The organism is Pseudomonas sp. AC463 (genome assembly GCF_979253585.1).
In genome coordinates this window covers 259,194-283,702 of sequence record NZ_CEEDDZ010000004.1, presented here as the reverse complement: position 1 = coordinate 283,702, position 24,509 = coordinate 259,194, and the positions used below count along the sequence as shown (strand labels likewise).

The 24,509-nt window shown below is 58.5% G+C and carries 22 protein-coding genes, 1 tRNA gene and 1 pseudogene; 20 read left to right on the top strand and 4 right to left on the bottom strand.

Translation table 11 applies throughout. From position 1 onward, the window contains the following. Positions 1-66 precede the first annotated feature (66 nt). Positions 67-387 (top strand): I78 family peptidase inhibitor, encoded by a 321-nt coding sequence (locus AC0IYH_RS07035; RefSeq protein WP_116626442.1) that lies wholly within the window; start codon positions 67-69, stop codon positions 385-387. 74 nt (positions 388-461) lie between these two features. On the opposite strand, the gene AC0IYH_RS07030 is transcribed toward AC0IYH_RS07035, so the two are convergent. Both AC0IYH_RS07030 and AC0IYH_RS07025 read right to left on the bottom strand, forming a co-directional pair. Continuing rightward, the gene (locus AC0IYH_RS07030; protein WP_007905882.1) at positions 462-674 is read right to left on the bottom strand and encodes a cold-shock protein; all 213 of its coding nucleotides are present in this window, start codon (positions 672-674) and stop codon (positions 462-464) included. A 289-nt stretch (positions 675-963) separates the two neighbouring features. After that, positions 964-1,278: a hypothetical protein gene (locus AC0IYH_RS07025; RefSeq protein ID WP_116626443.1), complete on the bottom strand. Its 315-nt coding sequence runs from the start codon at positions 1,276-1,278 to the stop codon at positions 964-966. 366 nt (positions 1,279-1,644) lie between these two features. On the opposite strand from AC0IYH_RS07025, the gene thrS reads away from it, so the two are divergent. The 9 genes from thrS (at position 1,645) to AC0IYH_RS06980 (ending at position 9,100) form a co-directional block, all read left to right on the top strand. Continuing rightward, positions 1,645-3,567, top strand: a complete 1,923-nt coding sequence (thrS, locus tag AC0IYH_RS07020) for a threonine--tRNA ligase (RefSeq protein WP_116626444.1) — start codon at positions 1,645-1,647, stop codon at positions 3,565-3,567. Beyond that, positions 3,567-4,118, top strand: a complete 552-nt coding sequence (gene infC / locus AC0IYH_RS07015) for a translation initiation factor IF-3 (RefSeq protein ID WP_015884933.1) — start codon at positions 3,567-3,569, stop codon at positions 4,116-4,118. The genes thrS and infC overlap by 1 nt, the downstream gene beginning before the upstream one ends. A gap of 60 nt (positions 4,119-4,178) precedes the next feature. Continuing rightward, positions 4,179-4,373 (top strand): 50S ribosomal protein L35, encoded by a 195-nt coding sequence (gene rpmI / locus AC0IYH_RS07010; protein ID WP_002553160.1) that lies wholly within the window; start codon positions 4,179-4,181, stop codon positions 4,371-4,373. A gap of 29 nt (positions 4,374-4,402) precedes the next feature. Further along, positions 4,403-4,759, top strand: coding sequence for a 50S ribosomal protein L20 (gene rplT, locus AC0IYH_RS07005; protein ID WP_005789679.1), 357 nt, complete (start codon positions 4,403-4,405; stop codon positions 4,757-4,759). Positions 4,760-4,868: 109 nt separating this feature from the next. Next, positions 4,869-5,885, top strand: a complete 1,017-nt coding sequence (gene pheS, locus AC0IYH_RS07000; protein ID WP_116626445.1) for a phenylalanine--tRNA ligase subunit alpha — start codon at positions 4,869-4,871, stop codon at positions 5,883-5,885. A gap of 26 nt (positions 5,886-5,911) precedes the next feature. Then, positions 5,912-8,290, top strand: a complete 2,379-nt coding sequence (gene pheT, locus AC0IYH_RS06995; protein WP_471833569.1) for a phenylalanine--tRNA ligase subunit beta — start codon at positions 5,912-5,914, stop codon at positions 8,288-8,290. Positions 8,291-8,293: 3 nt separating this feature from the next. Next, positions 8,294-8,596 (top strand): integration host factor subunit alpha, encoded by a 303-nt coding sequence (gene ihfA / locus AC0IYH_RS06990; RefSeq protein ID WP_002553164.1) that lies wholly within the window; start codon positions 8,294-8,296, stop codon positions 8,594-8,596. After that, positions 8,577-8,933 (top strand): MerR family transcriptional regulator, encoded by a 357-nt coding sequence (locus AC0IYH_RS06985; protein ID WP_003174972.1) that lies wholly within the window; start codon positions 8,577-8,579, stop codon positions 8,931-8,933. Before ihfA ends, AC0IYH_RS06985 begins: the two co-directional genes overlap by 20 nt. A gap of 90 nt (positions 8,934-9,023) precedes the next feature. Next, a tRNA-Pro gene (locus AC0IYH_RS06980) sits at positions 9,024-9,100 on the top strand. Between the two features lie 792 nt (positions 9,101-9,892). On the opposite strand, the gene AC0IYH_RS06975 is transcribed toward AC0IYH_RS06980, so the two are convergent. Both AC0IYH_RS06975 and AC0IYH_RS06970 read right to left on the bottom strand, forming a co-directional pair. Further along, complete coding sequence (locus AC0IYH_RS06975) at positions 9,893-11,050, bottom strand: alpha/beta hydrolase family protein (RefSeq protein WP_471833566.1); 1,158 nt, start codon at positions 11,048-11,050, stop codon at positions 9,893-9,895. A 215-nt stretch (positions 11,051-11,265) separates the two neighbouring features. Next, a complete protein-coding gene (locus tag AC0IYH_RS06970) occupies positions 11,266-12,177 on the bottom strand; it encodes a LysR family transcriptional regulator (protein ID WP_471833564.1) in 912 nt (303 codons plus the stop codon). 325 nt (positions 12,178-12,502) lie between these two features. Here AC0IYH_RS06970 and AC0IYH_RS06965 point away from each other — a divergent pair, with 325 nt between their 5' ends. The 10 genes and pseudogenes from AC0IYH_RS06965 to AC0IYH_RS06920 all read left to right on the top strand — a co-directional run bounded on the left by AC0IYH_RS06965 (position 12,503) and on the right by AC0IYH_RS06920 (position 24,463). Next, positions 12,503-13,441 carry a VOC family protein gene (locus AC0IYH_RS06965; RefSeq protein WP_471833562.1) on the top strand — a complete coding sequence of 313 codons (939 nt, stop codon included), beginning with the start codon at positions 12,503-12,505 and terminating at the stop codon, positions 13,439-13,441. A gap of 15 nt (positions 13,442-13,456) precedes the next feature. Further along, positions 13,457-13,819 carry a Rieske (2Fe-2S) protein gene (locus AC0IYH_RS06960; RefSeq protein WP_471833560.1) on the top strand — a complete coding sequence of 121 codons (363 nt, stop codon included), beginning with the start codon at positions 13,457-13,459 and terminating at the stop codon, positions 13,817-13,819. Positions 13,820-13,997: 178 nt separating this feature from the next. Further along, positions 13,998-14,126 (top strand): annotated as a pseudogene (locus AC0IYH_RS06955) (2-polyprenyl-6-methoxyphenol hydroxylase); the annotation flags it as partial. 209 nt (positions 14,127-14,335) lie between these two features. Further along, the gene (locus AC0IYH_RS06950; RefSeq protein WP_471833558.1) at positions 14,336-16,015 is read left to right on the top strand and encodes a DUF1302 domain-containing protein; all 1,680 of its coding nucleotides are present in this window, start codon (positions 14,336-14,338) and stop codon (positions 16,013-16,015) included. Between the two features lie 12 nt (positions 16,016-16,027). Further along, a complete protein-coding gene (locus AC0IYH_RS06945) occupies positions 16,028-17,392 on the top strand; it encodes a DUF1329 domain-containing protein (RefSeq protein ID WP_471833557.1) in 1,365 nt (454 codons plus the stop codon). Positions 17,393-17,463: 71 nt separating this feature from the next. After that, complete coding sequence (locus tag AC0IYH_RS06940; protein WP_471833555.1) at positions 17,464-18,567, top strand: WD40/YVTN/BNR-like repeat-containing protein; 1,104 nt, start codon at positions 17,464-17,466, stop codon at positions 18,565-18,567. 4 nt (positions 18,568-18,571) lie between these two features. Continuing rightward, positions 18,572-21,103: an efflux RND transporter permease subunit gene (locus AC0IYH_RS06935; RefSeq protein ID WP_471833553.1), complete on the top strand. Its 2,532-nt coding sequence runs from the start codon at positions 18,572-18,574 to the stop codon at positions 21,101-21,103. Between the two features lie 126 nt (positions 21,104-21,229). Next, complete coding sequence (locus AC0IYH_RS06930; RefSeq protein WP_471833551.1) at positions 21,230-22,411, top strand: MFS transporter; 1,182 nt, start codon at positions 21,230-21,232, stop codon at positions 22,409-22,411. Positions 22,412-22,472: 61 nt separating this feature from the next. Beyond that, positions 22,473-23,510 carry a Rieske 2Fe-2S domain-containing protein gene (locus AC0IYH_RS06925; protein WP_471833549.1) on the top strand — a complete coding sequence of 346 codons (1,038 nt, stop codon included), beginning with the start codon at positions 22,473-22,475 and terminating at the stop codon, positions 23,508-23,510. Then, positions 23,510-24,463: a PDR/VanB family oxidoreductase gene (locus AC0IYH_RS06920; protein ID WP_471833547.1), complete on the top strand. Its 954-nt coding sequence runs from the start codon at positions 23,510-23,512 to the stop codon at positions 24,461-24,463. The genes AC0IYH_RS06925 and AC0IYH_RS06920 overlap by 1 nt, the downstream gene beginning before the upstream one ends. Positions 24,464-24,509 lie beyond the last annotated feature (46 nt).

The following is a 24,509-nucleotide window of genomic DNA, read 5'->3' as shown; positions in this document are numbered from 1 at the left end:
TCTTGAAACCAATCTGCTCGATCGCTGTCGCACGATCTCTGTCCATTTTTTATCATAGGAGGCTTCATGCCTTGGAAGCTCGCATCATTCGGCACTTTGTTGGCAGCACTCGCGTTGGCGGGTTGCAGCACCCCAGGTGCCTCTGAGCCAACCAAAGACGCCGCCGTGGCCGATGCTGGTCATAGCCGCTGTGAGTCGAAGGCCGCGCAATTCACGATCGGCCAGAAAGCCTCGCCCCAATTGCTGGAGCAGGCGCGTACCCGCGCCGGTGCGCAGAACGCACGCATCCTCAAGCCCAACGATATGATCACCCTGGAATACCGCTCCGACCGCCTGAACCTCAACACCGATGACAACCTGGTGATCACGCGCGTCAACTGCGGCTGATAGCCCGCGAGCTTTTGCAGCGCCCATAAAAAACCCCGTCACATGGACGGGGTTTTTTTAGTTCAGCGTAGAAATTACTCTGCGCGAACCTGTGCAGCTTGCATACCCTTTTGGCCTTTCTCAGCCACGAAGGAAACGGTTTGGCCTTCTTTCAGGCTTTTGAAACCGTCGCTTTCGATAGCTTTGAAGTGTACGAACAGGTCGTCACCGCCACCTTGAGGAGTGATGAAGCCGAAGCCTTTTTCATCGTTGAACCATTTAACGGTGCCGGTTTGGCGATTAGACATGGTGTATCTCCAAGAAACATATATTTTCAGTAGTGCTGTGCTGCTCAGGCCAACTGGGCACACCGGGCTATCATAGTCGAAATGTTCGGCTTGGGAGCCCCCCCAAGGCATTGTTTGCTAATCAATAGCGTTGCGTTTAGTGCGTTGGTCGGCTGAAAGCCCCGATCTACGGGGCTTTCGCACGAAATATTCACTGGTAAAAAAAGCCGTAAAAGCTGCGTAATTTGTGAGAAATGGCAGTTTTCAGGCTGTTTTTCCAGCAAAACAGCTGTCACACCAGCCGGTTTTCTTACTTTTTCTTCACGACTTTGCAGGACGAAATTGCCGCGACCGCTTTGTTTTTAAGTGGCTGGCTGGCGTTCTGGTTAGTCATCAGTTCTTTGATTTCTGCAGTGGTCAATTCGGCGTTGATCTTGTCAGCGCCACATTCGCAGTGGGCTTTGGCAGTTTTGGCGTCCACATTCTGGCTGGCGGCTGCGCTGCAGTCGCTGACAAAGCTGTCCCGGGCGCCGGCTGGCCAGTTGGATGGGGCAGCAGCCTGCGCGCCGAGGGAAAGGAGGCTCAAGGTAGCGGCGAGAGCGAGGGTCGAGGTAAAACGCATCATGGGATGCTCCTTTGGGTCGAGGACGAACGGCGATTCTCAGTGGGTTTGAGGTAGTGCGTACAGCTCAAGTTCACTTTTGCAGCTATAAACGCCGGAATTTGTGTTTGCATCAGATGTGGCCGGCGCGATGACCGTTCATCTGTGCTAGCATTCTGCGCTTGGCTATTTCCAGGTGCGCCAATTGCCGCCTTGCCATGTTCTTTTTAGCTCACTCCAGTCACTCTGGTTCGATTATCGGTTGGCCGAAAGGCTCCTGCCGCTGTAAGGCAGGCGTTCATTATTGAACGGCCTGGTGTTGGATCTTGTACTGGCTCATCCCAACCCACGTGACCTTTGGTAGGGGTCACCACTAGGAGAGGAGGCGCCATGCCAACTATTACTCTTCCCGACGGCAGTCAACGTTCATTCGATCATTCGGTTTCCGTAGCCGAGGTCGCCGCATCCATTGGTGCCGGCCTGGCCAAGGCCACCGTGGCCGGTAAGGTCGACGGTAAGCTGGTCGACGCCAGCGACCTGATCACCTCCGATGCCAGCCTGCAAATCATCACGCCCAAGGATCAAGAAGGGCTGGAGATTATCCGCCACTCTTGCGCGCACCTGATTGGCCATGCGGTCAAGCAGCTGTATCCAACGGCGAAAATGGTGATCGGCCCGGTCATCGATGAAGGCTTCTATTACGACATCGCCTACGAGCGTCCTTTCACTCCGGACGACCTGGCCGCCATCGAACAGCGCATGCACGCGCTGATCGAGAAAGATTACGACGTGATCAAGAAAGTCACGCCGCGCGCTGAAGTGATCGATGTATTTACCGCACGTGGTGAAGACTACAAGCTGCGTCTGGTGGAAGATATGCCGGATGAACAGGCCATGGGCCTGTACTATCACGAAGAATACGTCGACATGTGCCGTGGCCCGCACGTGCCGAACACGCGTTTCCTCAAGTCGTTCAAGCTGACCAAGCTGTCCGGTGCCTACTGGCGCGGCGATGCGAAAAACGAGCAGTTGCAGCGCATCTACGGCACTGCCTGGGCAGACAAGAAGCAGCTGGCCGCCTACATCCAGCGCATCGAAGAAGCCGAAAAACGCGACCACCGCAAGATCGGCAAGCGCCTGAACCTGTTCCACCTCCAGGAAGAAGCGCCGGGCATGGTGTTCTGGCACCCGAACGGCTGGACCTTGTACCAGGTACTCGAGCAGTACATGCGCAAGGTTCAGCGCGACAACGGCTACCTGGAGATCAAGACTCCCCAGGTCGTTGACCGCAGCCTGTGGGAGAAATCCGGGCACTGGGCCAACTACGCCGACAACATGTTCACTACCCAGTCGGAAAACCGCGATTACGCCATCAAGCCGATGAACTGCCCTTGTCACGTGCAGGTGTTCAACCAGGGCCTGAAGAGTTACCGCGAGTTGCCGATGCGCCTGGCCGAGTTCGGTGCCTGCCACCGTAACGAGCCATCGGGTGCGTTGCACGGCATCATGCGTGTGCGCGGCTTCACTCAGGATGACGCCCACATCTTCTGCACCGAAGAGCAGATGCAGGCCGAGTCCGCGGCGTTCATCAAGCTGACCATGGACGTGTATCGCGATTTCGGCTTTACCGATGTCGAGATGAAGCTGTCCACTCGTCCGGAAAAACGCGTCGGTTCCGACGAACTGTGGGATCGCGCCGAAGCGGCGCTGGCCGCTGCGCTGGACAGTGCGGGGCTTGCGTACGATCTGCAGCCGGGCGAGGGCGCGTTCTACGGTCCGAAGATCGAGTTCTCGCTGAAAGATTGCCTTGGTCGCGTCTGGCAGTGTGGTACCCTGCAGCTCGATTTTAACCTGCCGATCCGTTTGGGAGCCGAATACGTCTCCGAAGACAACAGCCGTAAACACCCGGTTATGCTGCACCGGGCGATCCTCGGCTCGTTCGAACGGTTCGTCGGGATCCTGATCGAGCACTACGAAGGGGCATTCCCCGCGTGGTTGGCTCCGACTCAGGCAGTGATCATGAATATCACTGATAAACAGGCCGATTTTGCTGCTGAAGTTGAAAAAACTCTCAACGAAAGCGGATTTCGTGCCAAGTCCGACTTGAGAAATGAAAAGATCGGCTTTAAAATCCGCGAGCATACTTTGCTCAAGGTTCCCTATCTTTTGGTTATTGGAGATCGGGAAGTCGAGATGCAGACTGTCGCTGTGCGTACTCGTGAAGGTGCTGACCTGGGTTCGATGCCCGTCGCCCAGTTCGCTGAGTTCCTCGCGCAAGCGGTTTCCCGGCGTGGTCGCCCAGATTCGGAGTAATTATTATTAAGCGTGAAATGAGACAAGATAAACGAGCTGCACCGAAAGCCCCGATCAACGAGAATATCTCGGCACGCGAGGTTCGGTTAATTGGCGCTGATGGCGAGCAGATTGGCATCGTCTCGATTGATGAAGCGCTTCGTATTGCAGAAGAGTCCAAGCTGGACCTGGTGGAAATCTCCGCCGATGCAATCCCACCTGTTTGTCGGGTGATGGACTACGGCAAATCTATCTTCGAAAAGAAGAAGCAGGTTGCCGCAGCGAAGAAGAACCAGAAGCAGATTCAAGTAAAAGAAATCAAGTTTCGTCCAGGGACGGAGGAAGGGGATTACCAGGTAAAACTGCGCAACCTGGTACGTTTCCTGAGTGATGGGGACAGGGCCAAGGTATCCTTGCGATTCCGCGGCCGTGAGATGGCCCACCAGGAGCTGGGTATGGAACTCCTCAAGCGGGTTGAAGCTGACCTGCTCGAGTACGGTTCCGTCGAACAGCATCCTAAGATGGAAGGACGCCAGCTGATCATGGTCATCGCCCCGAAAAAGAAGAAGTAATCAACAGGGCACGGCAGGCCTTCTGATTATGTTTATCAACTGAATGCGGAGTATCCGAACATGCCAAAGATGAAGACTAAAAGTGGTGCTGCTAAGCGGTTTCTGAAAACTGCTAACGGTATCAAGCACAAGCACGCTTTCAAGAGCCACATCCTGACCAAAATGTCGACCAAGCGTAAGCGTCAACTGCGCGGTAGCAGCTTGCTGCATCCGTCTGACGTGGCAAAAGTCGAGCGCATGCTGCGCCTTCGTTAATTTTTGGATCAAGATAGAGGAAGTAACTCATGGCTCGTGTAAAGCGTGGCGTCATTGCCCGTAAACGTCACAAAAAAATTCTGAAACTCGCTAAAGGCTACTACGGCGCGCGTTCACGCGTATTCCGTGTTGCCAAGCAAGCGGTAATCAAGGCAGGCCAATACGCCTACCGTGACCGTCGTCAGAAAAAACGTCAGTTCCGCGCTCTTTGGATCGCTCGTATCAACGCTGGTGCACGTGTTAACGGTCTGTCCTACAGCCGTTTCATCGCTGGCCTGAAAAAAGCGTCCATCGAAATCGACCGTAAGGTTCTGGCTGAACTGGCCGTGAACGAAAAAGCGGTGTTTGCTGCGATTGTCGAGAAAGCTAAAGCCTCCTTGGCTTAAGTACCCCCGACAGTCACCTTGGGTTACTCCTGTAGCCCAAGGTGGTAAACGTCATAAATAGGGGAAGAGCCTTCAAGCTCTTCCCCTATTTTGTATCTGGAGTCTGTACATGGAAAACCTGGACGCGCTCGTCGCTCAAGCTCTCGAGGCTGTGCAAAGCGCTGAAGATGTAAATGCCCTGGAGCAAATCCGGGTTCACTACCTTGGTAAAAAAGGTGAATTGACTCAGGTGATGAAGACCCTGGGGAATTTGCCGGCTGAAGAGCGCCCGCAAGTCGGCGCGCTGATCAACGTTGCCAAGGAGCGTGTCACAGAGGTGCTCAATGCACGCAAGGCGTCGCTCGAGGAGGCCGATCTAGCGGCCAAGCTCGCCGCCGAGTCCATTGACGTAACCTTGCCTGGCCGTGGCCAGGCTTCGGGCGGTCTGCATCCGATCACCCGGACTCTGGAACGTATCGAGCAGTTTTTCACCCACATCGGCTACGGCATTGCCGAAGGCCCTGAGGTCGAAGACGACTATCACAACTTCGAGGCGCTCAACATCCCAGGCCACCACCCGGCCCGGTCGATGCACGACACCTTCTATTTCAACGCGAACATGCTGTTGCGCACCCATACCTCGCCGGTACAGGTCCGCACCATGGAAGCGAACAGGCCGCCGATCCGCATCGTCTGCCCAGGCCGTGTGTACCGTAGCGACTCGGATATCACTCACTCGCCGATGTTCCACCAGGTCGAAGGCCTGCTGGTTGATCGCGATATCAACTTCGCCGACCTCAAAGGCACCATCGAAGAGTTCCTGCGGGTTTTCTTCGAGAAGGAATTGGCGGTGCGTTTCCGTCCTTCGTTCTTCCCATTCACCGAGCCATCCGCTGAAGTCGACATGGAATGCGTGATGTGCAGCGGTAAAGGTTGCCGCGTCTGCAAGCAGACCGGTTGGCTGGAAGTGATGGGCTGCGGCATGGTTCATCCTAACGTGCTGCGCATGTCCGGGATCGATCCGGAAGAGTTCTCCGGCTTTGCCTTCGGCATGGGCGTCGAGCGTCTGGCCATGCTGCGTTACGGCGTGAATGACTTGCGTCTGTTCTTCGACAACGACTTGCGGTTCCTCGCGCAATTTCGCTAGTCGTAACGAATATTTAGGAGAGCAGGATGAAATTCAGTGAACAATGGCTGCGTGGCTGGGTAAGCCCGCAGGTAGGTCGCGACGAGCTGGTTGCTCGTCTGTCGATGGCCGGTCTTGAGGTCGATAGCGTTACGCCGGCCGCCGGTGTTTTCAGTGGCGTGGTGGTGGGCGAGGTGCTGAGCACCGAGCAGCACCCGGATGCCGACAAATTGCGTGTATGCCAGGTCAGCAACGGCGCAGAAACCTTCCAGGTCGTGTGCGGAGCGCCTAATGTGCGCCCGGGCCTGAAGATTCCGTTCGCCATGATCGGCGCCGAACTGCCGGGCGACTTCAAGATCAAGAAGGCCAAGCTGCGTGGCGTTGAGTCCAACGGCATGCTGTGCTCCCAGGCTGAGCTGCAAGTCGGCGAAGGCAACGATGGCCTGATGGAACTGCCGGCCGACGCGCCCGTGGGCCAGGACATTCGCGTTTACCTGGAACTGGAAGACGCCAGCATCGAAGTCGACCTGACGCCGAACCGTGGCGACTGCCTGTCCCTGGCAGGCCTGGCCCGTGAAGTGGGCGCGCTGTACAACGCCCCGGTCACCCGCCCGGTGGTTACCGCAGTGCCTGCCGTGCACGATGAAGTGCGCTCGATCGAAGTGCTGGCACCAAACGCCTGCCCACGCTACCTGGGTCGTGTGATCCGTAACGTTGACCTGTCCAGGCCAACCCCGCTGTGGATGGTTGAGCGCCTGCGTCGCGCCGACGTGCGCAGCATCGACGCTGCCGTCGACATCACCAACTACGTGATGCTGGAACTGGGCCAACCGCTGCACGCCTTCGATCTCGCCGAAATCAACGGTGGCATCCGCGTGCGCATGGCTGAAGAAGGCGAGAAGCTGGTGCTGCTCGATGGCCAGGAAGTCAGCCTGCGTGCCGATACTCTGGTGATCGCCGACCATACCCGCGCCCTGGCGATTGCCGGCGTGATGGGTGGCGAGCACAGCGGCGTGTCTTCCACTACTCGCGACGTGTTCCTTGAAAGCGCGTTCTTCGACCAGATCGTCATCGCCGGCAAGGCCCGTTCCTACGGCCTGCACACCGATGCCTCACATCGCTACGAGCGTGGTGTGGACTGGCAGCTCGCCCGTGAAGCCATGGAGCGTGCCACTGGCCTGCTGCTGGAAATCACTGGTGGCGAAGCCGGCCCGATCACCGAAACCGTCAACGAACAGTACCTGCCGTCCGTTGCGCCGATCACCCTGCGTGCCAAGAGCGTCGAGCAAATGCTCGGCCTGGTGATCGCGCCGGCTGAAATCGAGCAACTGCTGTCGGCCCTGGGCCTGGGTATTTCTGCGGGCGGGGAAGGGCAGTGGCAGGTTGAAGTACCAAGCCATCGCTTCGATATCAGCCTGGAAGTCGACCTGATTGAAGAGCTGGCGCGCTTGTACGGCTACAACCGTCTGCCGGTTCGCTACCCGCAAGCGCGCCTGGCGCCACAACCCAAGGCCGAGGCGCGTGCGCACCTGCCTGAGCTGCGTCGCCTGCTGGTTGCCCGTGGCTACCAGGAAGCGGTGACCTACAGCTTCATCGATCCCAAGCAGTTCGAACTGTTCAACCCAGGCGTCGAGCCGCTGTTGCTGGCCAACCCGATCTCCAACGACATGGCGGCCATGCGTTCGTCCTTGTGGCCGGGTTTGGTGAAAGCCCTTTCTCACAACCTGAACCGTCAGCAAGACCGCGTGCGCATGTTCGAAAGCGGCCTGCGTTTTGTCGGGCAGTTGGATGGCCTGAAGCAAGAGCCGATGCTGGCTGGCGTGGTGTGCGGTAGCCGCCTGCCGGAAGGTTGGGCGCAGGGTCGCGAGACCGTAGACTTCTTCGACGTCAAAGCTGACGTGGAAGCGGTTTTGGGCTTCGCCGGTGCACTGGATGCCTTCACCTTCGTGCCAGGCAGCCACCCAGCGTTGCACCCCGGCCAGACTGCACGTATCGAACGTGAAGGGCGGCTGGTGGGCTTCGTCGGTGCCATCCACCCAGAGCTGTCGAAAACCCTCGGTCTCGACCGCCCGGTATTCGTTTTTGAGCTGCTCCTGGCGGAAGTTGCGTCGGGCAAGATGCCTAAATTCAGCGAGCTGTCGCGCTTCCCTGAAGTGCGCCGTGATCTGGCACTGATCGCTGATCGTGAGGTCGCCGCCACTGCCGTTCTGGATGTAATCCGTGAAAATGCAGGGGAATGGCTGACAGACCTCAGGCTATTTGACGTCTATCAGGGTAAAGGTATTGATCCGCATAGAAAAAGCCTTGCAGTTGGCTTGACCTGGCAGCATCCATCGCGCACTCTTAATGACGATGAGGTGAATACCACGACACAAAATATCCTCACCTCGCTCGAACAAAGGTTGAACGCCACGTTAAGGAAGTGACGTATGGGGGCTTTGACGAAAGCTGAGATGGCGGAACGTCTGTACGAAGAGTTGGGTCTGAACAAGCGCGAGGCCAAGGAATTGGTCGAGCTGTTTTTTGAAGAAATCAGACACGCTCTGGAAGACAACGAACAGGTCAAATTGTCCGGTTTCGGCAATTTTGACCTGCGGGACAAACGCCAGCGGCCTGGCCGCAATCCAAAAACGGGAGAAGAAATCCCGATCACGGCTCGCCGTGTGGTCACCTTTCGTCCAGGGCAGAAGTTGAAGGCCCGAGTTGAGGCTTATGCTGGAACCAAGTCATAACGACGAACTGCCCGTCATCCCAGGCAAACGCTACTTCACCATCGGTGAAGTCAGCGAGCTCTGTGCGGTCAAACCGCACGTGCTGCGCTATTGGGAGCAGGAGTTTCCTCAACTCAACCCCGTCAAACGCACCGGGAACCGTCGGTATTATCAGCGCCAGGATGTGCTGATGATCCGACAGATCCGTGCGTTGCTGTACGACCAGGGATTCACCATCAGCGGCGCGCGCCAGCGTATGTCCGGTGATGAAGCCAAAGATGACACCACCCAATACAAGCAACTGATCCGCCAGATGATCTCCGAACTCGAAGATGTGCTGGTGGTTTTGAAGAAGTGATACAGGCTTTTAAAATACTTCCACATTTCAAAAGCTTGCGGTATATTCCTGATCGCTTCGTTGCGAAGCAAACCCAGTAACACGCCTAGTCGGGGCGTAGCGCAGTCCGGTAGCGCACTAGCATGGGGTGCTAGGGGTCGAGTGTTCGAATCACTCCGTCCCGACCATATTTTACAATGATTTAGCCGAGCTATTATTAGTTCGGCTTTTTCATGTCTGGAAAATTACTCCCACATTTACTCCCACGGATATCCTGTATCTAGGTAGCGTGGATGTTTCAAGGGCACCTTGTTGTTCGAGTCCCGTCCTCTGCGTCTTATTTGCTGTCGACGCTTATACGATTTTAAACCAGCTGTGTAGTCCCCAGCATTCTGGACGGCCGTACTGATCGCTATCGCGCCGTGTGGCGATGGTGCTTATGACGTAACGCGGCAGTGTTCATCGGATAAAAATTCCGCCAATTGAACAATTCGGAAACGAAAAACCACCTCGATGAGGTGGCTATCCATATCGCGCGGTAGGGCTGCTCGCTTCAGTCGATCAGTATGCGAATGGTTGTGCCATGAAACCTACAGGAACAAAGTGAGAATGCATTATTTTCATTACTTAGTCCTTTGAATATTTTTTCAGAGGCAGCTGTAGTTGTATTATTCATTCAATGTTTCACCGCTAACACACGCGTCTCCGTTGGCAAATGCTTGTTACAAAGATCGCTTTTGTTATTGTAGCAAGCTTATTGCTCCTGCAGGTTAATCTGAGGTTAGTGCCTTTATTGTGTTTCTACCTAATGGGCGGCGGAGCGGGAGGACAATTCTTGAAGCGGGCGGGGCTGTTATTGGCCAACACCATGAACAATATGTTTGAGGCACCCAAGCTTGCGGTGAACGGGATTGCATTACATTCGCGCGTATAAGGCTCGAGCCAGCATCAGACTCGTACCTAATACGCTTTCAGATCCATCATGCAGTGCGACCGCCGAGAACTTCAGCCACCCAGTCAGCAATGTACTGCCCTGCATTGATACTGTTATCAAAGCTTGAATGCTGGACGCCGCCTTCACGGTCGGTGAATATTTTCAGCTCGCGCTTAGGACTGTTGACCAACTGCTCGTAGGTCTGGTGGGCCCACTTCAATGGAATCTGTGAATCCTTTTCACCGTGGGTGACGAGGAAGGGCACCTTGATACGATGCAGTATGCCGTCCAGGTGCACATCCTCGGCGATGGCCATGAACTCATCGGTGTCTTTGGCACCCCATACCCAGGCTACGTGCGACCAATAATGCGGAACCGGAAAGCTGCCTTCTTTTTCCATCCGGCGCTTCTGCACATCCCGCCAGTCATGGTTGGCACCCCAGACTACCCCACACGCGAAGCGCGGCTCGAAGGCGACAGCGCGCGGGCAGTAATAACCGCCGAGCGATACACCTTCGAGGCCGATGCGTTTGACGTCGATATCACCGCGGGTTTCCAGCCAGTCCACCACACGACTGGCCCAATGTTCGCTGTCAAAACGCGCAGTCAGGTTGTGCAGGCGCAGTGCTTCGCCGGTACCGGGCTGGTCGATGATCAACGAGGACACGCCGCGTTTTGCTAGCCAGGCGGGCAGGCCGACGCGGTATTTCATTTCTTTGGTGGAATCCAATCCATTGACTTGCACCAGAATGGGCGCTGGGCTGGTAACGCGTTCAGCGCGTACCAGCAGACCGGAAATGTGTTTGCCTTCGTAAGGGATTTCCACGCGCTCGCAGTTTTCCTGCGCCAGTTCGATACCGCTTTGGAAGGTGTGTAAAAAGCGCTGGTAAAGCTGCGTGCGGCCTGGGTCACCATGGGCCTGCAGGCGTTCGCAGCTCAGGTAATAGGTCGCGGCGCGGTTGTATTTTTCACCGGCTGACAACATTCGGCCTTTGGCTTCATCTTCCTCGGCCAAGCCGCACAGTTTGTCGGCCATGTTCGCCCAGGTTTCACGGAAGGCCTTGCTGCCAGCGGCGTCCGGTTGCTTGGCGGCCTCCTGCAGCGGCGCGCACATTGCTTCGATTTCGCCGATGCGGGCGCCCATTTCAAGGGCGAGGTCAACGGAAAGATTCCACACGTAGTTGGTCGGGAAGTAGCGGAACATGATTGTTATTGTCCTTGTGCAAGCAAAGGCAGGCGGCCGGATTCAGGCCCGTATGTCCGGGTATAACGGTGTGACTAAGGCTAGGGATGGTCTAATTATTTAGCCAATCGCGAGTCGGGATGGCAGGTATTGAGAAACGCAATGGATCGGCGGCCCATGCGTTTCTTGTCAACAGATCAAGCCGCAACTGACGCGGCTCCGAGCAGCGGGGTCAACTATTGCTCCAGCTCGTTGATGATTTGACTGATTTTCGCCCGCAGCCAACGGTGCATCGGATCCCCCTCCATGGTGCGGTGCCAGAGCATGAACTCACGCATCACCGGGATTTTTACCGGTGGTTGCAAGATGCGCAGCGGCAGGTAGTTGGCGTAGAGCCTGGCCATGCGCTGGAGCATGGTGGCGATGCGTTGGGTGCCGACGATCAACTGCGGCAAGGTGTTGAAGTCGTGGGTCACCACTTCCATGCGCCGAGTGAGACCGTACTGGCTCATCAGCCATTCTTCGACGCTGAGTTGCCGGTTGCGGCCAAAAACCACGGATACATGGCCCATTTCGATGTACTGATCAAGAGTGATGTTGTCGCCCACTTGGGTGTTGCCATCCCACACAACGCAAACGTGCTCTTCTTCGAACAGTAGCTGCGATGGGTGGCCTTCGATGAGGTAGTGCTCAGGCACGATCATCATGTCGGCCTCGCCACGCATCAGCAGCTCGGTAGATGTGTCGCCTGGGCCAAGCAGTTCGAAGGTGATGTGCGGGGCTTCCAGGTAAATCTTCTGGATAACCTGGGCAAACAGAACGCTGATCAGATAGTCCGAAGTGATCAAGCGAAAATGGCGCTTGCTGGTGGCTGGGTCGAACACTGGCTTGGCGGTAATTGAGGACTGGATCGTCAGCAATATCTGGCGCACTGGCGCCGCCAGTTCACGGGCATAGGGTGTGGGCTGCATCTTACGCCCTACCTGCGCCAGCAATTCATCTTCGAAATAGATACGCAGCCTGCCCAGTACACCGCTGGTGGCGGATTGGGTCATGTGCAGGCGTTCGGCGGCGCGGGTGATGTTCTGCTCTTCCAGTAACACATCAAGCGCCACCAGGAGGTTGAGATCCAAGTGGTTAAAACGCATGGCAGTCTCGATTCTTGTATTTATTGTGTAAATACATTCCGGCCTTGCTATCGCGGCGTCAAGTCCCATGAGTGGGTGCAACAACCGATGACCAACGGGTTTTTTACGGCATTTGGCGCTGTGCAAGCAGGTATCGCATTTACTGATACGTCACATCCCGACAAGCGATTAGTCAGTGAGTTTTTGCCACTTCAGTATCGGCCCACAGTCGGTTGGCCCTGACGCTTTATCGACTCCAAAACCAGCACCAGCAGCGCATTGCCTTGGCATTCCCCCCTTACTCGGGTGTCTGGCGTGTGCTGAATAATTAAATGGAGTGGTAATAATGAACATCATTGGCCTTGATGCCTTGATTTTTGGTGTCGACGATATTCAAGCCTGCACTCATTGCCTGCGTGACTACGGCCTGCTACCCGTCGATGTCGACAGCGCGGGCGGTCGTTTTGAAGCCCTTGATGGCACTGCCGTGATCATTCGTCGTGCTGACGATGCCAGTCTGCCGGCGGCCATCGGGCCATCCCCCTCGATTCGTGAAACCATTTATGGCGTAGCCAGCGTGGCCGATCTTGAGGCCATCGCCGATGAGTTAGGCCGCGATCGCCGGGTGACTCGCGGTGCCAGTGGTTCCGTGCACAGTGTGGACGATATGGGTTTTGCCATTGGTTTCCAGATCAGTGTGCGGCGCTCGTACAGTGCGCCGGCCGACCTGACCAACGCACCGGGCCATGCGCCCCAGCGCCCGGTCAACCAACCGGGCATCAGCGCGGATATGCAGGCGCTGCCACGGACCCTCTCCCATGTGGTGTATTTCGTGCCGGATGCGCTGAAGGCCGAAGCTTTTTACAAGCGCCTGGGCTTCGTGACCACCGACACCTTTGTTGGCGCGGGCCCGTTCATGCGCCCAGCCGGTTCCGATGATCACCACTGCTTGTTCATGATCCAGACGCCACCCCACATGAAGGGGTGCGAGCACTTCACCTTTCACATGGGCAGCGGCACGGAAGTGCTGCTGGCCGGGCGCCGCTTCGAACAGCAAGGCTGGACCAGCTTCTGGGGGCCGGGCCGTCACCTCTTCGGCTCCAACTGGTTCTGGTACTTCAACAGCCCGTTGGGTTGCCACATCGAATACGACGCAGACATGGACAAGCACGATGACGCCTGGCAAGCGCGCCAGGCGCCGTTGTCGGCGGATAACTCGCAGTTGTTCCTGTTCACTTCGCGGGAAAAATGGTTCCCAAGCGGTCCGCCGCCCAAGCAGGCCTGAATGCGGATTGAGTCCATGAGTGACGACGTCGTTGCGCTATGTCGCCTGGATGAATTGGTCGAAGGCCAGGCTCGCGGGTTCGACCCTCTGGGCTTAGGCAGGGACAGCGTGTTTGCGCTGCGCCATGGCGGCGAGGTGCGGGTCTATCGCAACAGTTGCCCGCACCTGGAGGTGCGCCTGGAGTACCGCAAGGATCGTTTTCTCAGCGCCGATGGCAGCCACATCGTCTGTTACGCCCACGGTGCCCGGTTCCTTCCGGACAGTGGCCTGTGCGTCTACGGGCCATGCCTGGGGCAGCGCCTGAGTGCTTTGAAATGGCATGCCAAGGCCGACTGGCTGGTGCTTGAAGCGGATCAGTTGGAGATGTGCGCACCCTGATTAATGTATCGCGGTTGCTGATACATCGTATCCCTACATGCGATTAGTCAAACGCCTGCTTTGCCGAGAAAGTGAACACAACGCGCTAGCGAATGCGTGCAGAAATAGCCAGTAGTGAAGCCTGAGATCACTCCGGCAGAACACCAGCGTGAATAACAAGAATAAGAGTGAGACAAGCATGAACACAGTGAAAAAAGTGCTCATCGTCGGTAGTGGTATCGGTGGTCCATGTGCCGCAATCGCTTTGCGTCGCAACGATATCGAAGTCGATCCTGTCGAGCTCAAGACGCCGTGGACAGCCTACGGCGCTGAATATCCAGCCAGCGTCGGCATCAAGCCCTCAGTAAAACCACCATTGCCCTGGGTGCCTCAGTTCGTCTGGGCCTGAGGCGCCGGCAGGACTGAATTCGCTTTCCCATGAATGTTTCATGCCTGTGCAGGCTTGGCCCGGCTCGACTGCGGGCACGGTTTCACCAGAAGAACTGACATACAACAACAATAAAGAGGGTTACTTCGATGGCTACTCGCAAGATCGCTGCGTCGCGGCGTGTCCCCTTCACCCTGACCCTTGCGGCCAGCCTGGGGCTTGGCGCTTCGGCTGCCCAGGCATTTCAGATTGATACCGGCAACCCCGATCTCAGCTTGCGCTGGGACAATACGCTGAAGTACAGCGCGGCCTGGCGCCTGAAGGACCCCAGCAGCAAGCTCAGCCAGGGGCAGACGGCGCTGAACCAGAATGACGGCGATCACAACTTCAAAAAGGGGCTGATCTCCAATCGCCTGGATATCCTTTCCGAACTGGACATCGGTTATCACAACTTCGGTGCCCGTCTGAGCGGTGCCGCCTGGTATGACACCGTCTACCAGGAACGCAACGACAATCACGACGCGGCCAGTGCCAACCAACGCTCGGTGGGCTTCGACGAATTCACCAGCGACACTCGTCAATTGCACGGTGGTGACGGTGAACTTTTGGATGCCTTCGTCTACTGGAACGGTGAGCTGGCCGACCGCTCCTTATCAGTTCGCGCGGGGCGCCACGGCCTTATCTGGGGCGAGAGTCTGTTCTTCGGCGGCAACGGCATTGCCGGTGCCATGGCGCCGGTGGACGTGGTCAAGGCGCAATCGGTGCCCAATACCCAGTTCAAGGAAATCACCCGGCCGGTCAACCAGCTTTCGACCGCCTACCAACTGACCGACGATGTGTCATTGGGTGCCTTCTACCAGTTGGAGTGGGAAGCCACCCGCTTGCCTGGCGCCGGCAGCTACTTCTCCACCAGCGATACCATCGGTGAAGGCAATGAACGGCTGATCACCGGCGGGCCGTTCCCGGATACCCTTGGCGGTAATGCCAACAGCCCGGCCGCGTTTTTCCATGGCAAGGACAAGAAAGCCAGGAACTCCGGCCAGGGCGGCCTGCAGCTTAAGTACAACACCGGGACGACGGATTACGGCCTGTACGCGCTGCAGTATCACGAGAAAACGCCCACGTTGTATTTGAAACCGAATGCCACCGGGCCGAGCTTCAGTACCGGGCAAGTCGGCGAGTATTCCTGGGTCTACCCGGAAGATATCCGTGTTCTGGGCGCCAGTTTCGCGACCTCCGTGGACGAGTACAGCTTTGCCGGCGAGGCGTCGATGCGCTGGAACATGCCGCTGGTGTCCAACGCCCAGACCGTCCTGCCGGGCGTTGAGGCGGACAACAACGATAACGCCTTGTACGCGGTTGGCCGGACTGCCCATGTCAACCTCAACGTCCTGGCGTCGCTGGGTCCTTCCTTCGTCGCCAATGAAGCCAGCCTGACAGGGGAGGTGGCCTGGAATCGCCTGCTGGCCGTGACCAGGAACCGCACAGCCCTCGACCCCAACGCCACCGATGACGGCCTGGGCTTGAAGCTGGTGTACACGCCCACCTATCGCCAGCTCTTCCCCGGCATCGATATCAGCGTGCCGCTGGGCATCAGTTATTTCCCCATGGGCAAGTCGGCGGTGATCAGCGGGTTCGGCCCGGATAGAGGAGGGGATATGAACATCGGCGTCTCCGCCACCTACCTGGACCAAGTGACCGTGGGGCTGACCTACACCCACTTCTACGGTCCCGAGGACACCAGCCTCAACGCCGCCAGCCAGTTCACTTACAAGCAGTCGTTGAAGGACCGAGATTACCTGGCCTTCTCCGTCAAGACCACGTTCTAAGAGGATTTGCGCATGACCATTCAGTTCACTCTAAAGGCCTTGTGCTTGACCCTGCTGACAGTTGCCGCGCCGATGACGCTGGCCGCCAGCGCCGAACAAGCCGCTGCGCTGGGCAAGACCCTGACATACTTTGGTGCCGAGAAAGCAGGCAATGCCGATGGCAGCATTCCAGCCTGGGACGGTGGCTACACTAAGGTCGATCCGGCCTACGTTCCGGGGGGCAAGCGCAGCGATCCGTTTGCCGCGGACAAACCCTTGTACAGCATCACTGCGCAAAACGTGGCCAAGTACGCCGACAAGCTCAGCGACGGCACCAAGGAGCTGTTCAAGCGCTTCCCGGACACCTATCGCATCGATGTCTATCCGACCCGGCGCACGGCGGCCGCGCCGCAGTGGGTGTATGACAACACCTTCAAGAATGCGACCCGCGCCAAACTGGTCAACAGCAGCGCCGGCCTGATCCCCGACGGCGCCTATGGCGGGATCCCGTTTCCGATTCCACAGAACGGTACCGAAGCCATCTGGAACCACCTGCTGAACTGGCGTGGCACCTCGGTGGCGGGGCATTTTCGCCACTATCTGATGACGGCCGACGGCAACCAGGTGATGACCAGCGACGGTTTGTTGACCCAGGAAATGCCTTACTACTTCCAGGAAGGTGGCCCTGAAAACTACTCGGGCGACTACTGGCTGGTGCGCTTCGTCAATCTCGGCCCGGCGATTCGTGCCGGCGAACAGATCCTGGGGCGTGAGAACATCAACGGCGACAAATCCCAGGCCCATGTCTATCTGAGCGGCCAGCGCCGGGTGCGCACGCTACCCAACGCCTGCTGCGATACACCGACGCCGTCCACCGCCGGCGTCATGTCGTTCGACGAACTGAGCGTGTGGGGAGGGCGCACGGACCGGTTCGACTGGAAGCTGGTGGGCAAGCAGGAAATGTATGTTCCCTACAACACCAACAAGGTGCAGGCCGCCGCCCAGCCGCAAGACCTGTTCGCCAAGCACCATCTGAATCCTGACTACGTGCGTTGGGAGTTGCACCGCGTCTGGGTCGTCGAGTCGACGTTGGCCGCCGGCAAGCGTCACCAATTGCCCAAAGGCCGCTACTACCTCGACGAAGACACCTGGCAAGCCCTGCTCGGTGACCGTTGGGATGCCAGCGGTCAACTGGCCAAGACCCTCTGGTCCCTGCCGTCCTTACTGCCCGACCTGCCAGGCCTGGTGCAACTGTCTTCCGGTTTTTATGACCTGACTTCGGGGGCGTGGTTTATCCAGAACGTTTACGCCGGATTGCCGGAACAGTATCGCGCGGTTGATCGCTACAAGGCCTCGGAGTTCTCGCCTGCGGCGATGGCCGGACGCGGCGTGCGTTAGACCTGAACTGAGCGTGAAGGGCATGCCTGTCGGCGTGTCCTTGGGGTACGAGTGTTTGTCCGAGGTGGTTTATGAACAGAATCAGTCAGGCGGGTGCTTTGCTCCTGGCCCTGTATTTGCCCTTCGTCGCGAGCCAGTGCCTGGCGGGGCAGGCTGCGGTGGGCGTGCCGCTCAATACCCCGGCTATGCGGGTACCGGCTGCGCAGAACGGCGTATTGATCGACCTGGCGCGTGCCGGCACACGTCTGGTGGCCGTGGGCGAGCGTGGCCTCGTGCTGCTCTCCGACGACAATGGGCAAACCTGGCGCCAGGCGACGGTGCCGGTCTCGGTCAGCCTGACGGCGGTAAGCTTCGTTGATGCGCAAAAGGGCTGGGCGGTCGGCCACGCGGGCGTGGTGCTGGCGACGCTGGATGGTGGCGAGCACTGGACGTTGCAGCTCGACGGCGTGCGCGTGGCGAAGCTGGAACTGGACGCCGCCAAGGCGGATCAGGCCACGGCTACCGACCCGGATGCTGCACTGGTACGGATACAAAATGCCGAGCGTCTTGTCGCCGATGGTCCAGACAAACCTTTCCTGGCACTGGAGTTCGTCGATGCACGCCGCGGGTTGATCGTCGGGGCCTACGGTTTGGCGCTGCTGACCACCGATGGTGGCGCCACCTGGCAGTCGCTCATAGGGCGTATCGCCAACCCGAACGGCTTGCACTTGTACGCCATCAGTCGGCAGGGCACACATTGGTTTCTGGCTGGCGAGCAGGGTTACCTGGCGCGCTCGGACGACGACGCGGTGTCGTTCAGTCAGTTGGACAGCCCTTACGAAGGCAGTTTCTTCACCCTGCAGAGCCGCGCCGATGGCGCACTGGTGGTCGCCGGCCTGAAGGGTAATGTCTTTGTCTCCCACGATGCCGGCGCAAGTTTCCAGCGCTTGTCAGTTCCCATACCCATCTCCTTCAACGATTCCATTCGCCTGGCGGACGGCCAGCTGCTGCTGGTCAACCAGGGCGGCACGCTGTTTCGCAACAGCGAGCAGACCGGGGCGTCGCTGCTGCCACTGGGCAAACCCTTGGGCAAGTCTGTTTCAAGTGTGATCGAGGCCGCCGATGGCAGCCTGATTGTTGCTGGTTTCACCGGGCTGCAGCGTCTTTCGCAGCCAGCCACTGCCGCTTCGGAGTGAGGTTATGACGTCTCCTGGTAATTTCCCCCAGTCCCCAGCCAATGCGCTCGAAGACTTTGACCCGCGTTCTGGCTCGTTGCTCGAACGAGCCCTGTTCAACCATCGCCTGTGGGTGTTGCTGTTGTGTCTGACGACCACCTTGGTGCTGGGTTGGCAGTCCAGTCGTGTCGAGCTCAATGCCAGTTTTGAAAAAATGATCCCCACCCATCAGCCCTATATCGCCAACTACCTTGAGCACCAGAAGGAGCTGAGTGGGCTGGGTAATGCGGTGCGCATCGCCGTGGTCAACAAACAGGGCGATATCTACGACAGCGCCTACCTCAAGACCCTGCAGGCGTTGAGCGACAAGATCTACCTGCTGCCCGGTGTCGACCGCGCGTACATGAAGTCGCTCTGGACGCCGGCCACGCGCTGGGTGGCGGTGACCGAAGCGGGCCTGGAGGGTGGGCCGGTTATTCCGGATAAATACGATGGCGGCGCCGCGAGCCTTGCGGCGTTGCGGCGCAATGTGCAGCTGTCCAATGAACTCGGCCAGTTGGTGGCGTTCGACCAGGCATCGAGCATCATTCAAGTACCGCTGTTGCAGCGAACCCCGGATGGCCGTGCGTTGGACTACACCCAGCTGTCGCAACAGCTGGAGGCGTTGCGTAGCCAATACCAGAGCGACAGCATCGACATTCGCATCACCGGGTTTGCCAAAAAAGTCGGTGACCTGATTGCCGGCCTGCGGCAGATCCTGATCTTCTTCGCCGTGGCGATCCTGATCACCACGGTCGTGCTTTATTGGTACACCCGCTGCATTCGCAGCACCTTGCTGGTGGTGTTCTGCTCGTTGGTGGCGGTGGTCTGGCAGCTTGGCTTGCTGCCGTTACTGAATTATCAACTGGACCCCTATTCGGTGCTGGTGCCGTTCCTGGTGTTTGCCATTGGCATGAGCCATGGGGCGCAAAAGATGAACGGCATCATGCAGGACATCGGGCGCGGCATGCACCAGGTGGTCGCCGCACGCTTCACCTTCCGCCGTCTGTTCCTTGCCGGGCTCACCGCGCTGCTTTGTGATGCGGTCGGTTTCGCGGTGCTGATGATCATCAAGATCCAGGTGATCCAGGACCTGGCGATGATCGCCAGTATCGGCGTGGCCGTGTTGATCTTCACCAATTTGATCTTGCTACCCATATTGCTGTCCTACGTCGGGGTCAGCAGCCGTGCGGCGCGATTGAGCCTGAAAAGCGAGCACGCTGAACAGGCCGGTCAGAATCGCCATGGGTTCTGGCGTTTCCTTGACCTGTTCACCCAGCGGCGCTGGGCGGCGTTGTGCATCACCCTGAGCCTGGCGCTGGCGACGCTCGGCTTCATCGTCAGCCTGCAATTGAAGGTCGGTGATCTGGATGCCGGCGCGCCCGAATTGCGGGCCGACTCGCGTTACAACCAGGATGACGCGTTTCTGACCCGGCATTACGGCGCCAGCAGCGACCTGTTCGCGGTCATGATCAAGACCCCCGCCAGCGCCTGCTCGCGCTATGACATCCTGAACAAGATCGATGCCCTCGACTGGCAGTTGCGCACGTTGCCGGGTGTTGATTCGACCAATTCCCTGGCGCTGCTCAACCGCCGCATGCTGGTCGGCCTCAGCGAAGGCAGCCCGAAGTGGTACGAGCTGCAGAACAACCAGGCGATGCTCAACATGGTCACCGCCGGGGCGCCGCGCGGTCTGTACAACGAAGACTGCAGTCTGCTGACACTCTACGTCTACCTCTCCGACCACAAGGCGCAAACTCTGGCCCGCCTGGTGGATCACGTCGAACAGTTCGCCGCAGCGAACAATAGCGACGAGGTCCAGTTCCTCCTTGCCGCCGGCAATGCCGGGATCGAGGCTGCGACCAACATTGTCGTCAAGCAGGCCAATCGCGAAATGCTGTTCTGGGTCTACGGCGCCGTGATCCTGCTATGCCTGATCACCTTCCGGTCCTGGCGCGCCACGATTTGTGCAGTGATTCCGCTGATGCTCACATCGATCCTCTGTGAAGCGCTGATGGTCTGGCTGAACATTGGCGTCAAGGTCGCCACCCTGCCGGTGATCGCCCTCGGTGTTGGCATCGGTGTCGACTATGCGCTGTATGTGATGAGCATCCTGCTCGGTCATATGCGCCAGGGGACAAGCCTGTCGGAATCGTATTACCGGGCACTGCTGTCCACCGGCAAGGTGGTGATGCTGACAGGTGTAACCCTGGCTATCGGCGTGGCCACCTGGATGTTTTCGCCGATCAAGTTCCAGGCTGACATGGGCGTGCTGCTGGCCTTCATGTTCGTCTGGAACATGGTGGGTGCGCTGATTCTGTTGCCAGCGCTGGCTCACTTCCTGTTGCCGAGCAGGCGTGTAAGCGCGGGGCAGGCCGAGGTTAAACCCAGCCACCCGACGAGTCTGCCGCTGATGCCTGCCGTAGTCGAGGAGGGCGCCTGCGTGAAGCACTCACTTCACCGGACTTCGGTCCACGAACAAACGACACCAGCAGTTGCTCACCCCGCCGCGTCATAACAACAAGAAAGGACTTTCCCATGCCTCGTATGTACCCGTTCCAGCAGTCTTTATGGCTTGACCTGCTAGCCGGCCTGAGCGCCTTCGGCACAGCGTTCTGCGCGACCCAACCTTTGGAGGTGCGTGATGAGCGTTGAACGCCAGGCGCGGCTGCCGCAATCCTTGTTGCTGTTGCTCGGCAGTTGCCTGCCGGTACTTGGCGCAGTGCTGCTGGCCCCTGTCCTGCCGCGTATGCAGGAACACTTCGCCGACACACCGGGTGTGGCCGTGATGGTGCCCATCGCCCTGACGTTGCCGGCGTTGATGATTGCCCTGTTGGCCCCGTTCGCCGGGATCATCGCCGACCGGCTCGGGCGCAAGCCGCTGTTGATCAGTGCGATGTTTCTCTACGCCGTCTGTGGCGTGCTGCCGCTGTGGCTGGAGTCGCTGCAGGTCATCGTGATCAGCCGCGCCGGCATCGGGGTAGCCGAGGCGGCGATCATGACCTGCTGCACCACAATGATGGGTGATTACTACAACGGTGCGCGGCGTGAACGCATGTTCGCCCTGCAAATGGTTGCTACCTCGTTGTCGGCGGCCATTTTCATTGCAGTCGGTGGTGTGCTCGGTGAACACGGCTGGCGCACCCCGTTTGCCTTGTATGGGCTGGGGCTGGTGTTTCTGCCGCTGATGGCCTGGTTGCTGTGGGAGCCGCGTGCGCATGTCGTCACTGCGACAACAGCAGTAAGCCGGGCATTTCCCTGGCGCGCCTTGGCACCGTTGTATTTCTTGTCATTCCTGGCTGGCTTGAGCCTTTTTATCGTGCCGGTACAAGTCGGTTACCTGCTCAACCTGCTACATGTCGAGGGGGCGCAGCAGATCGGCATGACCATGGGCGCCAGTCAGCTTGGCGTACTTGTCGGCGCACTGAGTTTTCGCCTGTTCAGTGGCGTACCCGCGTACCGTCAGATGCTCCTGGCCTTCGTCGCGACCGGTGTCGGTGGCGGGTTGCTGGCGCTGGCCGACAGTCATGGGTTGGTGGTGATCGCTGTGCTGATCAACGGGCTGGGTATCGGCCTGATGATGCCGACCCTGCTCACCTGGATCATGGCCCAGGTCGACTTCCAGCAGCGCGGCCGCGCGGCTGGCGGGTTCACATCGATGTTCTTTGCCGGTGAGTTCTTCAGCCCGCTGGTGGTGCTGGCGATCACCGGTGGCGTGAGCAGCGCTTTGCCTGCTGCGCTGGGGATTATTGCGGGCCTTCAGTTACTGGTGGCTTTGGCTTGCATTCGCTTGCGTGGCCGTGGAGCTGCATTGCCTGCCGTTTAACCGGAACCCAGCTTCAGGTTTAAAACCGCATTTATCAGAATAAGAACACGAGGGAAAAGTCATGATTTACTTGCTCAACGCTTGGTACATCGGCGGATGGGTAGATGAGCTCGCCCCAGGAGCGCTGCTTGGGAGAACAATTGTCGAGCAACCCCTTGTGTTCTTTCGTGATAGCCAGGGCACCGTGCAGGCTCTCGCTGATCGCTGCCCGCATCGTTTTGCCCCACTGCACATGGGCAAGATCGTTGGCGACAGCGTTCAATGCCCATACCACGGTTTGCGTTTCGATGGCAGCGGCCAATGTACGCACGATCCCCATGGCGAAGGGAACATCCCCAAGGCCGCCAGTGTTCGCTCGTTCCCTGTCATTGAGCGCCATGCGGCGATCTGGGTCTGGCTTGGCGATCCGGCACTAGCCAGCGACGCGCTGATCCCTGATTTTTCTTTTTTTGAGCAGGCTCCAACCCATGCCAAAGGGCACGGGTATTTGCCCACTCGCGCTCACTACGAACTGCTGTCCGACAACATCATGGATCTGAGTCACGTTGACTTCCTGCACCCGGATACGCTGGGGGGCGGAGCGCTGTCAGGTTCGCGCTCCACTATCGAGGAGCTTTCCAACGACCGCGTGCGCATCAGTTGGTGGGCACCTGGTGACGTCCCTCCGCCGGCTTTTAGTGCTCAACTTGAAGACCCGACCCGAGCGGACGTCTGGGCCGAGGTCATATGGTATGCCCCTGGCCTGATGCTGCTGGGCAGCGGCGCGACTGCGCCAGGGCGCCCGAGAGAGGAGGGGCCGGTTACCTGGAACCTGCTTTTGATGACGCCGCAAGACGCGACGAATACCCATTATTTCTATGCCAACACACGCAGTTTCGAGCAGCACAATGAGCCGTTGAATGCCTTCGTCCAGAACATGTTGATCGGTACTTTCTCCGGTGAAGACAAACCCATGGTTGAGGCCCAACAGCGTCAGATGGGTGAGGTTGATCTGCTAGGCCTTAACCCGGTGCTGCTTCCCGTCGATGCGGGTGCCGTGCGCTGCCGGCGCGTCCTGCACCGATTGATCACTGCCGAGCAGTCAGCGGGTACCCAGTGATGATCGAGGTCGTCGTTACCCGCAAGCGTTGCGATGCCGAAGGCATTTTCAGCTTTGAACTGGCTGCGATTGACCGTCAGCCTCTGCCTGCTTTCAGTGCTGGTTCGCATATCGACGTGCACCTGCCCAACGGCGTGGTGCGCCAATACTCCCTCTGCAATCACCCCGCAGAGAACCACCGTTATCTGTTGGGTGTCTTACTCGACCCCGCCTCCCGTGGTGGTTCCAATGCCATGCACGAGCAGGTACAGGAGGGCAGCCGGCTGCGTATCAGCGAGCCGCGCAACCTGTTCCCGTTGCAGCCAGCGGCGGGTGGGAGCGTGTTGTTTGCGGGCGGTATCGGTATCACCCCGATCCTCTGCATGGCCGAACGCCTGGCCCAGATCGACGCTGCTTTCGAGCTTCACTACTGCGCCCGCTCAACGGAGCGCATGGCGTTTATCGAGTACATCCGCCAATCGACGTTTGCTGATCGTGTGCACGTTCATGTGGACGACGGCGAGGACGCTCAACGTCTCGACGCCATGCGGGTTCTGTCCATACCAGCCACTGACCGTCACCTGTATGTCTGTGGCCCTAACGGCTTCATGGAGCATGTGCTCGGTACGGCGCGTGCGCTTGGCTGGGCCGAGGCGCAATTGCACCGTGAGTACTTTACCGGCGCAGCTGTCCCGGCGAGTGAGGCGGGCGGTTTTGAGGTGCAGTTGGCGAGTTCCGGGCGGTGTCTCCGGGTGCCTGCCCATCGCAGTGTGGCGCAGGTGCTGTTGGAGGCCGGTATAGACATACCGTTGTCCTGCGAGCAGGGCATCTGCGGCACCTGCATTACGCGCGTGCTGGAGGGGGAGCCCGAGCATCGGGACATGTTCTTGACCGATGCCGAGCGAGCCCGCAACGACCAGTTCACGCCGTGTTGCTCGCGTGCCAGGAGCGTGCGGCTGGTTCTCGATCTTTAAGGTTTCTTTATGAATTCATCTCCACCCGATGCTGCGTTTCGCGAAC